The organism is Streptomyces argenteolus (genome assembly GCF_042902585.1).
GTDB lineage: Bacteria > Actinomycetota > Actinomycetes > Streptomycetales > Streptomycetaceae > Streptomyces > Streptomyces argenteolus.
In genome coordinates, this window is sequence record NZ_JBIBEG010000010.1 from 1 (window position 1) to 13,146 (window position 13,146).

Below are 13,146 nucleotides of genomic sequence, written 5' to 3' on the forward strand. Positions count from 1 at the left end.
GTCGATCCGGTACTGAGGAAACTGGTGGCCCGGTTGGAGGAGGTGGTCAGATCGGCGAATGCCTGGGACGTTCGCGCGGAGGATTCACCACCAAGGTCCACCTGGCCGCCGAGGGACGATGCCGGCCCCTCGCCTTCGTCCTGACACCCGGACACTACGGTGACGGACCCCAGCTCGAGCGGGTCCTGGAGCAGGTATCGGTGCCCCGAACCGGAGTCGGCCGGCCTCGCACCCGGCCCGACCGTGTTCTGGCGGACAAGGCGTACACGTCGCGCAGAAACCGCCGCTACCTGCGGCGACGCGGTATCCCGCACACGATTCCCGAACGTCTCGACCAGCAGAGACACCGCAAGAACCGAGGCTCCAGAGGCGGTCGCCCCACCGGCTTCGACAGCGAGCGCTACAAGAAGCGCAACACCGTGGAACGCACCATCAACCGCCTCAAGGGCTTCCGGTCCGTCGCCACCCGCTACGAGAAACGCGCCTACATCTACCTCGGTACCGTCACGCTCGCAGCACTCGTTATCTGGCTCAGAACATGATCCGAGAAACAGTGCCTAGGGCTCCATCGGCCCCGCGCGTGTCGTTGACGGTCGCGGTCACCCGTTCCCGGTCCATCCAGAGGAAGGACTGTCCGAGGGTCGCCACGGTGAATGTCCCCAGCCCGGCGGCCAGATCCTCGGCCCGGGCGGCACCCACCGGGCCTTTCCTCTCGCTCCACGCCGTGCCGCGTCCTGCCCGGCGACGGTCGGGATCTCCCCGTCCGGGTCCACTCCGACGATCTCACCGACGACGGAGGCACGGCCAGGGCCAGGGCCAGGGCGTTCCCGGCCCGCATCCCACGTCGAGGAGGCGTTCCCGGCCGTCGAGCGCCGGGGCGCCGGTGAGCAGGCCTGCCAGCCCAGGTGCGCAGGGAAGCCTGCCTCGCGGGTAGTCGACGGCCGGGCGGCGATTCAGGACGCGCGATGCCCGAAACACGGGACGGGAATACCCCTGGGGGGTATATTGTTGGCTGAGTACGGAAGAGCTCGTGACGAGCACCACGGACGAGAACGGGGAAGCGGCCATGGACGACAGCACGCACCACACCGGCGACGCGCACGGCCACGCGGGTCACCACGCCGGCCACGACCACGCGGCGCACCAGTCAGGCCACACTGCCGGGGCCACCTGGGCGACCGCGGCGAAGGCCACGCTGCACTGCCTCACCGGCTGTGCGATCGGCGAGATCCTCGGGATGGCCATCGGCACCGCCCTGATGTGGGGCAACGTCCCCACCATGGTCCTGGCGATCTTCCTGGCCTTCGTGTTCGGTTACTCGTTCACGCTCTTCGCGGTCCGCAGGGCCGGTCTGGGCCTCAAGGCCGCCGTCAAGGTCGCGCTCGCCGCGGACACCGTCTCCATCGCCGTGATGGAACTCGTCGACAACGGCATCATCGCCCTCGTCCCCGGCGCCATGGACGCCCAGTTGTCCGAAGGCCTCTTCTGGTCCGCGCTGCTGGGCGGCTTCGCGGTCGCCTTCCTGGTCACCACGCCGGTCAACAAGTGGATGATCGGGCGAGGCAGGGGCCACGCCGTCGTCCACGCCCACCACTGACCACGGCACCGTACGGTCGGCCGACCGGGCAGGGCGCTATGCCGGCGCCTACATGCCCGGTCCGCCGAGGGCAGACGGTCGGTCCTGTCCCGGGCCCCGCGCCCGCGTCCCGTCGTGCTGCTCCGACGGCAGGCCCGGCCGGCCGCCGACGCCCCGGTACCGCCCGGCTCAGGGGCGCGGGAAGCGTGCGCGCATCGCGTCGACGCAGATGTCGCGTGACGTGGGACCGCCGAAGCGCAGACGGTCGTAGCCGGTGAACATAGGTTCCAGGGCGTCGAGTTCGTCGATCAGGAGGTGGAGACGCTCCGACCACGGTGCCGACCCGGCCTCCGGCTCGTCCGGTGCGGCGGTGATCGCGGCCGTCAGACGGTCCTTGCGCCGGATCGTCTCGGGGGTCACCGAATGGAGGCAGACGTACCGCCCGCTGAGGTAGGCCTCCCACTCCTCCTGCCCGGTGGCCCGGTCGCTCCAGTGGGCGGTGAACCACGCGGGCAGCCTCTCCGTGCCGCCCGCTTCGGCGGCGAGCGCGAAGAGATCCGCGGGCACCATCTCGCGGCCGTCGGAGCGCAGGTATCCCGGAAGGGGCAGGCGGCGCTCCAGCATCAGACGACGGACCTCTTCCGGGTCACGGCCCTCGGCCGCGCACAGGTCCTCCAGCGCGACGAACTGCCCGTCGACGTACGCGTCGTCCGCATCGGTCATCGGATGGTCACCGTTGACCGCGCGGAACCTCTCGGCCAACCGCCGCTTCAGGTCTGTCTCCGCCATGCCCCTGCCCTTCGCTCTCTCCCGCGCGGGCGTCTCCCACCCGGTCACCGGCACGCTACGAGCCAGGCGCTTCGGTGCCGGCCGAAGTGTGCGCGTCCCGCACCGGCCGGGACCGCTCGGCGACGGACCGGCCGGGCCGCGTGGTCGGAGCCCTCCCGGGTGCCCCGTGGGCACGCGCCCGTCAGGGACGGAAGCACGACGACGGCGGCCCGCGCGGTTCACGCGCGGGCCGCGGTCGCCCTTCGTCGTACGTCGGCACCGGGCCGCCGTCGCCCTTCGCAGGGCGTCGGCTCGGGCGGGCTGCCGCCCTCGTGGCACGTCGGTGCGCTCTGTCGGCGCACCTCGTCCGTCGGCCGGGGCGGGCTGGCGGCGCCCCTCGTCCAGCGGAGCCCGGACGCGGCGCCTTCGCGTACGTCAGACTCCCGCCAGCAGTGCCTCCAGTGCCCCTGCGGTCTCCGGGTGGCGGGCGGTGAGGACCGCGCCGGTGGTGGGGGTCGCCGCCTGCGTCTCCCAGGTGTCCTCGCAGCCCAGCAGCTTCGCCAGGCTGTCGCACGTCTCCGGGTGGGCGGCGAGCAGCACCGCGCGGCCGGCCGCGCCTCCGGTCGTCGCCGGCGGGAGCGCGGGGGCTTCATGGGCGGCCTGCCACGGCGGCACCCAGGCGTCCAGTGCGGCGAGCCGGCCCGGGAAGACGCGTCCGGCCTCGCGGATCAGCAGCGGGGCCAGGTCCGCCCCCTCGGAACGCAGCGTGGTGATGAGCTTCGGCAGCCACGGCAGCAGCACCGGATCGGGCAGCCGCGCGAAGGCGTTCGACACCGCTTCGACGACGAAGTCGGCCAGCTGCGGCACCGGCTCCAGGGCGTGCAGGAATCCGCTGAGGTAACGCGGATAGGCCGGGACGACCAAGGGGTTGTCCAGCAGCGCGTCACACCGCTCCCGCAGCTCGGCGCGGGAGAGCTGCCCGAGGTGCACCCGCGCCGCCCAGAGGAGCGCCACCCTCGACGGCTCCTGCGGGTGCGACTGCGCGAAGGCCAGATCCAGCTGGGTCCGGTCGCAGCCGAGCGAGAGCGCCAGGCTCTCCATGCTGAAGAGGAAGCCCAGCATCGCGGCGACCTGCCGTACCGTCGCGTCCTCGTCGGTGAACGCCGTCGGCAGGAGCGTGCAGTAGTGCGCGTACCCCGTCTTGGCGAAGGACTCGATCCACGCCGGCAGCTCCGGCCGGCCGATGCGGTAGTACGCGAGGAGCCTGCGCACCCGGCGCAGTACCTCCGGCGCACCGTCCACGCTGCGCTCGGTGGCCAGCACCTCCAGGGCCCGGGTGCCCAGCTCGTCGGCCAGCCGGCCGCCGCGCAGATGGAGCTCGGCGTCCTCGACCGCTGCGAGGACCTGCGCCGTGGTGGCGTTCGGGGCGTACGCCACGCGGCGCAGACGCTGTTCGAGGACCTGCTCGATGCTGACGCCCTCGTAGCCGAGCTCGATGAGCGCCCGCTGGTGGGTGCCCAGCGCGAGGTCCCAGGACTCCTGCACGGACTGCTTGCCGAGCTCCCGCTCCCCCATGATCGGCCGGGCGGCCCCGTGCGGCATCAGGCGGCGCAGCATCCACAGCACGTCGGAGCACCGGCGCAGCTCCTGCTGGGTGGACAGGTCCAGCAACGCCCGCTGCACACCACGCTGCTGGAGTTTGAGGTTCAGCGGAGCGAGCCGGTCGTGCACGTCACGGGCCAGGGGCGGCAGCGCGTCGTAGCCGACCTGGCCGATCCGGTCGCCGCCCATCAGGATCTCGACGAGGCGGCGCACGTCACGCCGGCCCGGCACGGTCTCCTTCTCGATGCAGGTGACCGCGGCGTCCTGGAAGTCGTACGGGGTCGGCCTGGCCCGGTCCCGCATGCCCGCCAGCAGGATCGAGGTCTCGAACACGGCGATCGCGTCGGCGGTCGAGGCGAGGTAGCCGTTGCGGCGGGCCGAACGGACGATCTCCACGGACCAGCCGAGCAGTTCCGCCTCGTCCAGCCGGTCGAGGGCGGGCGGGCTCTGCAGGAATCCGGAGAGCTTGTCGGAGGGCGCCTCCGGGGCCGCGGGGACGGCCGGAGCCGCTGCCTTCCCGGACGTGGCCGTCTTCCTGGCGCCCGCCTGGCCGGCGAGCCGGTACGGCCGCACCCGGGTGCGCTTGAGGTTCTTCGCCCACTGGGTGGCGGCGATCGACACGGACCCCGCGGCGAGACCGAACTGTGCCTCGATCGCGGAGTGGCTGGACGGGATGAGGCCGTGCTGCCAGGTGCTCTCGCTCGGCGGGGAGATCTCGAAGGTGCCGCTGCCGTGGACCCCGAACTCCTCCACGCGGCTGGCGGCGTGGAACGCCCCGCAGACGTAGAGGCAGTCCTGCGGGTCGGTGCCGGTCGCGCCCAGGTGCTCCCGCATGCGGGTCCACATGTAGCGCTCGCGGTCCTCGTCGACGCGGACCCGGTCGGCGTCACCGGGGGCCAGTCGCCGGAACAGGCTGCCGATCAGAAGCATGACCTGGCGGTAGGTGTCGTGGTCGCTGTCGCCGAGGGGCAGTTCGACGTACTGGTGCCACCACTCCGACCAGTGGCGCACGCGGCCGTGGTGCAGGAGGTGCTCCTCCAGCTCGGCGAAGCGGGGCCGCAGGTCACCGATCTCCACGCCGACGGCGTCGCCGTGCAGCGCCGCCTCCTCCTCGGCGGGCGGTGCGTCCTGGTCCGGGGGGTCCACCGTGTCCGCCTGCCACTGGAACACGTGGTCGGAGGAGCGGTCCACCAGGACCAGCTCCACCCCCGGGGTGTCCAGGGCGTAGGCGATGGCCTGGTACTCGGCCGAGGCCTCCGTGATCGGGGCGACGACCGAGAGCGGCGCCCACTCCGCGGGGAAGCCCTTGACCTCGCTCGCGAACGCCTGGACCGCCACCGGGAGCCGGCAGTTCCTCAGTTCCTGAAGGAGCGGTGCCATGTCCTCGCACAGCTCCAGATAGACGACCTTCGGCTGCTTCTCGCGCAGCCGCCGTGCCATGGCGACCGCCGAGGCGGGCGAGTGGTGGCAGACGGGGAAGATCTCCAGCGGTTCGCGTACGGCCCGGTCGACGTCGTCGACGATGCCGAGCAGGATGCCCTCCAGCGCGTCCGGCCCGTCGGCGAACTCCGTCGCCGCGTCCTGCAGTTGCCCGCGCAGCGCCGCGAACGCCGTGCTCTCGTCCACGCCGCTCATGACAGGGTGGCGATCGCGTCACGACCGCCCTCCAGGAACTCCGGCCAGGAGCCACCCTCCTCCTTGCTGCGCGGCTCGACGACGCCGTGCAGGTACTTGTTGAGGATGGCGAGGTCCTCGGGCTCGCGCCGTGCCAGTGAGCCCACGAGGGAGGAGGCCAGGGTGCGGGCGGTCAGCGCGCGCTCTCCGAAGAAGTTGCTGTGCAGGATCGCGTCCTCCAGGACGCCGATCTGCTCGGCGCTGGACAGCGCGGACTCCAGCTTCTCGTCGTCGCTGCCGGCGGCCGCCGCGGAGGCACGGAGGTCGGCGAAGCTCTGCAGCAGGACGTCCAGGAGGGTCGGCGGCACGTCCAGCTCGATCTGGTGGCGGCGCAGCAGTTCCTCGGTGCGGAAGCGGACGATCTCGGCCTCGCTCTTCTTGTTCGTCACCACCGGGATGCGGACGAAGTTGAAGCGTCGCTTGAGCGCGGAGGAGAGGTCGTTGACGCCGCGGTCACGGCTGTTGGCCGTCGCGATGACGGAGAAACCGGGCTTGGCGAACACGATGTTGTCGCTGTCCATCTCCGGGACCGAGATGTACTTCTCGGAGAGGATCGAGATCAGGGCGTCCTGGACGTCGCTCGTGGAGCGCGTGAGTTCCTCGAACCGGCCGATCGCACCGGTCTCCATCGCCGTCATGATCGGCGAGGGGATCATCGACTCCCGCGACTGCCCCTTGGAGATCACCATGGACACGTTCCAGGAGTACTTGATGTGGTCCTCGGTGGTGCCGGCCGTGCCCTGCACCACCAGGGTGCTGTTGCGGGAGATGGCGGCGGAGAGCAGCTCGGCCAGCCAGCTCTTGCCCGTGCCCGGGTCGCCGATGAGGAGCAGGCCGCGGTCCGAGGCGAGGGTGACGATGGAACGCTCGACGAAGCTGCGGTCCCCGTACCACTTCTGGGAGATCTCCCGGTCGAGGCCGTCGGAGCGCTCGGATCCGAGGATGAACAGCCGGACCATCTTGGGCGAAAGCCGCCAGGAGAAGGGCTTGGGGCCGTCGTCGACCGATTCGAGCCAGTCCAGCTCCTCGGCGTACTTGATCTCGGCGGGGGCGCGCAACAGGTCGGACATGTCTGTGAGCCTTTCTGGGAATGCGGGTTGACTGCACCGGGGCCGAGAGGCGTCAGGTGAGGAAGGTCTTGAGCTCGTGGACGAGCTTGCGGATGTGGCCGGAGAGCACCGGCGTCCCCTGGTCCTTGAAGCGCTCCCGGAACCACGGGTTGACGCTGGCGCGGCCGGAGCTGGTCACCGAGCCGACGGGGATGAACTTGGCGCCGGAGCGGTGGATGGCGGCCATGCTCTCGAAGAGCGGCTCGGTCTGCCATTCGTAGAAGTCCGATATCCACACCACGACGGTGTTGCGGGGCTCGGCGATCTTCGGCTGGGCCAGAGCCATGGCGACCGTGCCGTCCGTGCCGCCGCCGAGGTTGGTGCGCAGCAGGGTCTCGAACGGGTCGTGCACCCATGGGGTGAGGTCGAGCGCCTGGGTGTCGTACGCGATGAGGTGGACGTCCACCTTGGGCAGCCCGGCGAAGATGGAGGCCAGGATGGTGCAGTTGACCATCGAGTCCACCATGGAGCCCGACTGGTCGACGACCACGATGAGCCGCTGGGGCGTGGTCTTGCGCGCGGTGTGGCGGTAGAAGAGGCGGTCGACGTAGAGCCGCTCCTCCTCCGGGCTCCAGTTGGTGAGGTTCTTCCAGATCGTGCGGTCGAGGTCCAGGTTGCGGAAGACCCGCTTGGGCGGGACCGAGCGGTCCAGGGCGCCGACGGTCGACTTCTCCACCTGGGTGCGCAGCACCTCGGCGACCTCGTCGACGAAGCGGCGGATCAGCGCCTTGGCGTTGGCCAGGGCCACGCCGGAGAGGTTGTCCTTGTCGCGCAGCAACTGCTCGATCAGCGACATGCTCGGGGTCAGCTGCCCCGCCAGCTGCGGGTCGGCCAGCACCTCGCGCAGTCGCATCCGCCTGACGAGCCCGGCCTCGATGGCGCCGAGCTCCGGGCCGATCTCCGGGATCAGCCGGCCGAGGTCGGGGCTCCGGCCGTCACCGCCGGTGCCGGTAGGACTGACGCCGACGCCGCCGGAGCGCCCGCCGCGCAGTTCGCCGGGCTTGCAGCCGAGCGCACGCTCCAGCCAGGCGGCGTCGGACTGCCACCGGGACAACTGGCCCGCGGTGACGGTGCCGGGCGGGGAGTGGAAGACGTTGAGCAGCACCTTCGACACGAGCGCGGCACGCCGCACCTCGGCTGCCCTGTCGCGGGCGCCGTCATCGCTCTTCTCGTCCGCGTCCGAACCCGTGTCCGTGTCCGTGTCCGCGTCCTTGTCCGCGCCGGAAGTCCCGTCCGCCTCCGGCACCATCAGGCCCTCGAACTCGGCCGCCAGCCCGGGATGGCGCTGCACCACCGAGTCGACGGACGCCTTGGGGTCCAGCAGCGCGGCCGGCAGCCCGATGTCCTTGACGACGGCGAGGCTCGCCGACTCCAGGGCGGCCTGCTCCTCGTGATCGAAGAGCCGGGCCAGGAGGCGCCAGTACATGACCTGACGGCGGTTGTCGTGCGAGGTCTCCCCGCTCGCGCCGTGATTCTGCTGTCCGGTCATTTCCGCAACAGCCTTCCCGCGCGCTCGCTCAGCACCTTCGCGGCGTCGGTGGCGGCCTTCTCGGCCCGGACCCCGGCCTTGTCGGCCGTCCCGCCGGCCCACGCCCCCGCGTGCACCGAGGTCACCTTCTTCCGCACCGTGGTCTCGACGGCGAGCGGCTGCACCCCGAACGTGCCCGCGTCCCAGCGGATCAGCGCGATGCACGCGCTCGACCTGGCGACGGCCTCGGGGGTGAGCGGGCCCGCGGCAGGAATACGGTCGGTGTCGACGGTCAGTTCGACCCCGGCGACCGTGAAGGTGAGGACGCCGTCGTCGTCCGTCCGGGCGGTGTACCCCTCCAGGAAGACGGGTACGGCGATGCGCGCGGGGTGCCGGTCCAGGGGCGCGGTCACGGCGGCGACCGCGGAAGGCAGGGCCACGCGGGCGGTCGCGAAGGCCTCCGCCGGCTCGCCGGGCCGTGCGTGCTCGTCGCTCCAGAGGAGGTCGCCCTCCGCGGTGACCGGCATGGCCGTGAGCTGCATGGAACGGCCTTCACCCACGGCTGCCAGCAGGGACATGTGCGGGCGCATCAGTTGCCAGATCCCGGCTCCGACGACCGTGTCGGGCTTCGGGACCGACACACCGGCCCGCACGAGGCGGGGAGCGGAGCCGTCCGCGGGCTCGAACACCGCGTGCACCTGTGCCTGGGCCGCGGTCGCGTGCTCCTGTACGTCGATCCCGAGGGGCAGCAGCCGCCCGTCGGCGGTGCCGGTGACCGGTGCGACGGCCGCGCCGGGCACCGTCAGCAGCATGCCTCGCGACCAGAGGTCGGCCCAGCGGCGTACCGGGAAGCGCTCGGCCGATGCGCCGGGACAGGAGGCGGCCAGCTCGGCCGCGAAGCCGTCGAGGAGCGTCGCGAGGCGGCGCAGGGACGGGTCCGGAAGCATCGCGGCGACGACCTCCGCCGCGCCGGAGACCACCTCGTGGTCGATGCCCTGCCATCCGCAGCGTGCCAGATCGGACAGCCAGGCCCGGGCCGCCGTCAGCAGATTCGCGGTCGGCTGCCCGCCGGGCGCCGCCGGAGCCGCCGCTTCACCGCGTGCGCGGCCCGCCGCCTCCTCGATCCGGATCAACAGCGCGTCGTGCACGGAGCCGAGCAGCGCGGTGCGCCCGGCGGCCAGGGCCACGAAGTGGTCCTCGCCCGCCGCTCCCGCGGCGGCCTTTCCGGCCGCCTCGGCGACCCGGCCGGCCAGCGGCGTGCCCGCCACGGCCTGGGCCAGGACGGTGGGGCCGGCGGGCTCGGCGGACTGCGGGCGGAGCAGACCGGCGACGAGTGAGCGGTCGAAGGCGTCGACGGCGTCGAGCGCCTCGTCCAGCCCTTCGACGGGCTCGGCGAGCAGGTCGGCGCGCATCACGCCACCGCCCTGGTGGGCGGGAAGAAGTGCATCTCGGGCAACGGCGCGGTGACCGGGCCGTGTTCGAGGTAGGCCAGGTGGCGGAGGAATCTGCTGAAGACGGAGGCCGCGGCCTTGGTCTCGTCCATCTGCGGCCGGGTGCTCCGCATGGCCGACGCCAGCACCGCCCCGTCCACGTCCCCCTCCGGCACCTCGGCCTTCAGATACCGCACGACGCGCTCGGCGCCGTACTGGAGGACCGACTCGTTGATCAGGGCCCCGATGTGGTTGCAGAACGATCCCCGCGCACCGCCGCAGGGACGGTTGTTGTTGGTGCTGCAGGCGAACGCGTAGGTCCCGGCCGCGACCGAGGACACGTAGACCCGCCCGATGTCCGAACCGCTCGACACCACACCCTGCAGACGTCCGTCGGCCAGCTCGACGAACGGCACCTTGGCGAGCTTGCGCGGCCGCGCGGGTGGTATCACCCGGGCCGTGCTCGACCTCTCCCAATCCGACAACGTGCCATCTCCCATGCACAACGAAGGGGTTGTCCCCGCCGGATCGGCGGAACACTGATCAACCTACGTGCGCCCACTGACAACGCCGCCGTCGCAGGGGAGAAGCGTTCCGGCTACGAGAGTCCGGTGACCCGCATGGTGATGTTCAGCCGGCCCGAGGCCAGCCCGGTCGCCGGATCGCCCGTGCCCTCGTGGACCTTGGGCACCGCGTGGTGGACGAAACGCGAGGGGCCGCCGAAGACGAACAGGTCGCCCGATACCAGCTCGACGTCGGTGTACGGCCTGGTGCGGGTCTCGGTGTTGCCGACGCGGAAGACGCAGGTGTCGCCGATGGACAGCGAGACGACCGGGGCGGACGACCGCTCGTCCTTGTCCTGGTGCATGCCGAGCCTGGCCTGGCCGTCGTAGAAGTTGATCAGCGCGGTGTCCGGGGTGTACTCCCGGGCGGCCTGTTCGTCGCCGTACGCCGCCAGGAGGGCGCGGCGGCCCAGCTCGACCATCCAGTCGGGGAACTCGGCCACCCGGCGGCCGTTCACGTCGTCGGCGGTGCGCGTGTACCGGTACGGCTGCCAGTGCCAGCCGATGCAGACCGTGCGTACGGACATGACGCCGCCGCGCGGCAGCCGGGTGTGGCGGATCGGTACGGGGCCGGTCGCCCAGGCCCGGCAGGCCGTCACCAGTTCGCGCTGCTGGTCGAGGGTGAGCCAGTCGGGCACGTGCCAGGCCCCCGGGGCGACTTCCCTGGCTGGGCGGGGAATCAGGGCGTCCATGGGTGCGTCTCCGGGGGCGGGGCCGCGGCCGTCGGCCGTGTGCGGGGGCGCCCGGCCGGCGGCCGGCCGGCCGGGGATCGGCGGCACAGGGCACTCCCCCGGCCGTCCGCGCATTCCGCGAGCACGGTCCTCAGACCGCCTGCCCGCGGTTCTCCAGGTCCAGCAACTGCCGCTTGCGGTCGATGCCGCCGGCGTATCCGCTCAGCGCGCCGCTCGCACCGATCACCCGGTGGCAGGGACGCACGACCAGCAGCGGGTTGGCCCCGATCGCGGTGCCGACCGAACGTACGGCGGCACGTGACGCGCCGATCCTCGCCGCGATCTCGCCGTAGCTGAGCGTCGTGCCGTACGGGATGGCCTCCAGGGCCGCCCACACGCGCCGCTGGAAGTCGGTGCCGCGCCCGCCGGCGTACTCGATGCCGAAGCTCGTCCTGCTGCCGTCGAAGTACGCGCGCAGTTCGGCGGCGATCGTGGTGAAGGCCCCGGCGTTCTCCGTCCAGTCGTCCTGGACCGTGGCGCCGCCCTTCTGACCCGGCACGGAGAGCGAGGCGAGGGCGGTACCGCCCGGAGCGGTGGCCGACTCCTCGCCGACCAGCAGCAGCTCGCCGAGCGGGCTGTCCATCGTGGTGTAGTGCGTCATCTTCCCGTCCTTCATCCTTCAGATCCGTCCCGCAGCGGCGGTGCGGCGCCGGTCCGCCGCCGCGTTCCAGAAGTGGTGTACGGCGTACGTGCGCCAGGGCCGCCAGGCCTCGGCGTCCCCCGCCTCTGCGCCCGCCTGCCGCATCCCGGCGCGGAGCGCCACGTCATCGGCCGGCAGCACGTCCGGATCGCCCAGCGCCCGCATGCGGACGTATCCGGCCGTCCAGGCGCCGACCCCCGGCAGGCGGAGCAGGTCCTTCTCGGCCTGGTGGCGGTCCGCCCCCGGATCGAGGCAGATGCGGCCGTCGGCGAGTGCGGCGGCCACGCCCCGCAGCGCGGACCGCCGTGGGTCCGGCAGTCCGAGCTCCTCCAGGCTCGCCCCGGCCACGGCGCCGGGCTCCGGGAACGTGTGGGTGAGGGTGCCGTCGGGAGTCCGCAGAGGGGTGCCGTAGGCCGTCACCAGCGCGGCTCCCAGGCGGCGTCCGGCCGGGACGGAGACCTGCCGGCCCAGTACCGCCCGGAGGGTCAGTTCGTGGGGGTCGACGGCGCCGGGGGCGCGCAGCCCGGGCCGCAGGGCGACGAGCGGGGCCAGCGCGGGATGCGCGCCGAGGCGCTCGGCGACGGCGTGCGGGTCGGCGTCGAGGTCGAAGAGGCGGCGCACACGCTGGGTGGCGGTCGTCAGGTCCCGCAGATCGTTCAGGTGCAGCCTGCACTCCAGCCAGCCCTCGCCGGTCTTCTCCTCGACCTCCGCGATGCCGGCGCCGTGAGGGAGGCGCAGGGTCCGCCGGTACGTACGCCCGCCGCGGTCGCCTGTCATCTCCTCGACGCCGGCGACGACGTGGGCCTCCAGATGGTCGAAGACCTCGGCCGCGGCGTACGGGCCCCTGTGGGCGAGCCTCAGGGGCACTCCCCCGGCCCGGTCGGCGGCGGGGCGGGAGACGCGGCCGGGGCGGGCGGCACGCAGCTCGCCGGGGGTGAGGGCGTAGATCTCCCGCACGGTGTCGTTGAACTGCCGCACGCTGGCGAAGCCCGCCGCGAAAGCGATCTCGGCCGCCCGCAGCGTGGTGGTCTGCAGCAGGATCCGCGCGGTGTGCGCCCGCTGGGCGCGGGCGAGCGCGATGGGGCCCGCACCCACCTCGGCGTTCAGCTGGCGCTGCACCTGGCGGGCGCTGTAGCCGAGGTGGGCGGCCAGACCGGCCACTCCCTCGCGGTCGACGACACCGTCGCCGATCAGCCGCATGGCCCGGCCCACCAGGTCCGCACGCACGTTCCAGCCGGCCGAGCCGGGGACCGCGTCCGGGCGGCAGCGCCGGCACGCGCGGAATCCCCCGCCCTGCGCGGCGGCGGCGGTGCGGTAGAAGGTCACGTTCTGCCGCTTGGGCGTGGTGGCCGGACAGCTCGGGCGGCAGTAGATGCCGGTCGTCGAGACGGCGAAGAAGAACTCGCCGTCGAACCGGGCGTCACGGCTGCACACCGCCTCGTACCTGCTGTCGTCGTTCGTCACGCTTCCAGGGTGCGGCATGGCGCGGGGGCGCGCTGGCGGGAATCGGACATGGCATCGGGCACGGGCGCACGGGAGCGGAGCGGGCGAGCGGCACGCCTTTACGTGGCGTTGATTGGAATCA

General features: G+C 72.4%; 11 protein-coding genes. 2 read left to right on the forward strand and 9 right to left on the reverse strand.

Annotated features, from left to right (window positions below; genetic code table 11):
* Both ACFY8O_RS28630 and ACFY8O_RS28635 read left to right on the forward strand, forming a co-directional pair.
* Positions 1-542, forward strand: a 542-nt coding sequence (locus ACFY8O_RS28630) for an IS5 family transposase (protein ID WP_387907357.1), incomplete at its 5' end; no start/stop codon positions are given.
* Between the two features lie 524 nt (positions 543-1,066).
* The gene (locus ACFY8O_RS28635) at positions 1,067-1,597 is read left to right on the forward strand and encodes a DUF4396 domain-containing protein (protein WP_387907798.1); all 531 of its coding nucleotides are present in this window, start codon (positions 1,067-1,069) and stop codon (positions 1,595-1,597) included.
* 168 nt (positions 1,598-1,765) lie between these two features.
* On the opposite strand, the gene ACFY8O_RS28640 is transcribed toward ACFY8O_RS28635, so the two are convergent.
* The 9 genes from ACFY8O_RS28640 to ACFY8O_RS28680 form a co-directional block, all read right to left on the reverse strand.
* Positions 1,766-2,365 carry a DUF6058 family natural product biosynthesis protein gene (locus ACFY8O_RS28640; protein ID WP_387907359.1) on the reverse strand — a complete coding sequence of 200 codons (600 nt, stop codon included), beginning with the start codon at positions 2,363-2,365 and terminating at the stop codon, positions 1,766-1,768.
* Positions 2,366-2,779: 414 nt separating this feature from the next.
* Positions 2,780-5,581 (reverse strand): hypothetical protein, encoded by a 2,802-nt coding sequence (locus tag ACFY8O_RS28645; protein WP_387907361.1) that lies wholly within the window; start codon positions 5,579-5,581, stop codon positions 2,780-2,782.
* Positions 5,578-6,690, reverse strand: coding sequence for an ATP-binding protein (locus tag ACFY8O_RS28650; protein ID WP_033302095.1), 1,113 nt, complete (start codon positions 6,688-6,690; stop codon positions 5,578-5,580). The genes ACFY8O_RS28645 and ACFY8O_RS28650 overlap by 4 nt, the downstream gene beginning before the upstream one ends.
* 52 nt (positions 6,691-6,742) lie before the next feature.
* Positions 6,743-8,218 (reverse strand): vWA domain-containing protein, encoded by a 1,476-nt coding sequence (locus tag ACFY8O_RS28655; protein ID WP_387907366.1) that lies wholly within the window; start codon positions 8,216-8,218, stop codon positions 6,743-6,745.
* Positions 8,215-9,609: a hypothetical protein gene (locus ACFY8O_RS28660; protein ID WP_387907368.1), complete on the reverse strand. Its 1,395-nt coding sequence runs from the start codon at positions 9,607-9,609 to the stop codon at positions 8,215-8,217. The genes ACFY8O_RS28655 and ACFY8O_RS28660 overlap by 4 nt, the downstream gene beginning before the upstream one ends.
* Complete coding sequence (locus ACFY8O_RS28665) at positions 9,609-10,127, reverse strand: hypothetical protein (protein WP_145808389.1); 519 nt, start codon at positions 10,125-10,127, stop codon at positions 9,609-9,611. Before ACFY8O_RS28665 ends, ACFY8O_RS28660 begins: the two co-directional genes overlap by 1 nt.
* A 98-nt stretch (positions 10,128-10,225) precedes the next feature.
* A complete protein-coding gene (locus tag ACFY8O_RS28670) occupies positions 10,226-10,882 on the reverse strand; it encodes an alpha-ketoglutarate-dependent dioxygenase AlkB family protein (protein WP_145808391.1) in 657 nt (218 codons plus the stop codon).
* Positions 10,883-11,012: 130 nt separating this feature from the next.
* Positions 11,013-11,522, reverse strand: coding sequence for a methylated-DNA--[protein]-cysteine S-methyltransferase (locus ACFY8O_RS28675; RefSeq protein ID WP_387907371.1), 510 nt, complete (start codon positions 11,520-11,522; stop codon positions 11,013-11,015).
* An 18-nt stretch (positions 11,523-11,540) separates the two neighbouring features.
* A complete protein-coding gene (locus tag ACFY8O_RS28680) occupies positions 11,541-13,043 on the reverse strand; it encodes an AlkA N-terminal domain-containing protein (protein ID WP_387907374.1) in 1,503 nt (500 codons plus the stop codon).
* Positions 13,044-13,146 lie beyond the last annotated feature (103 nt).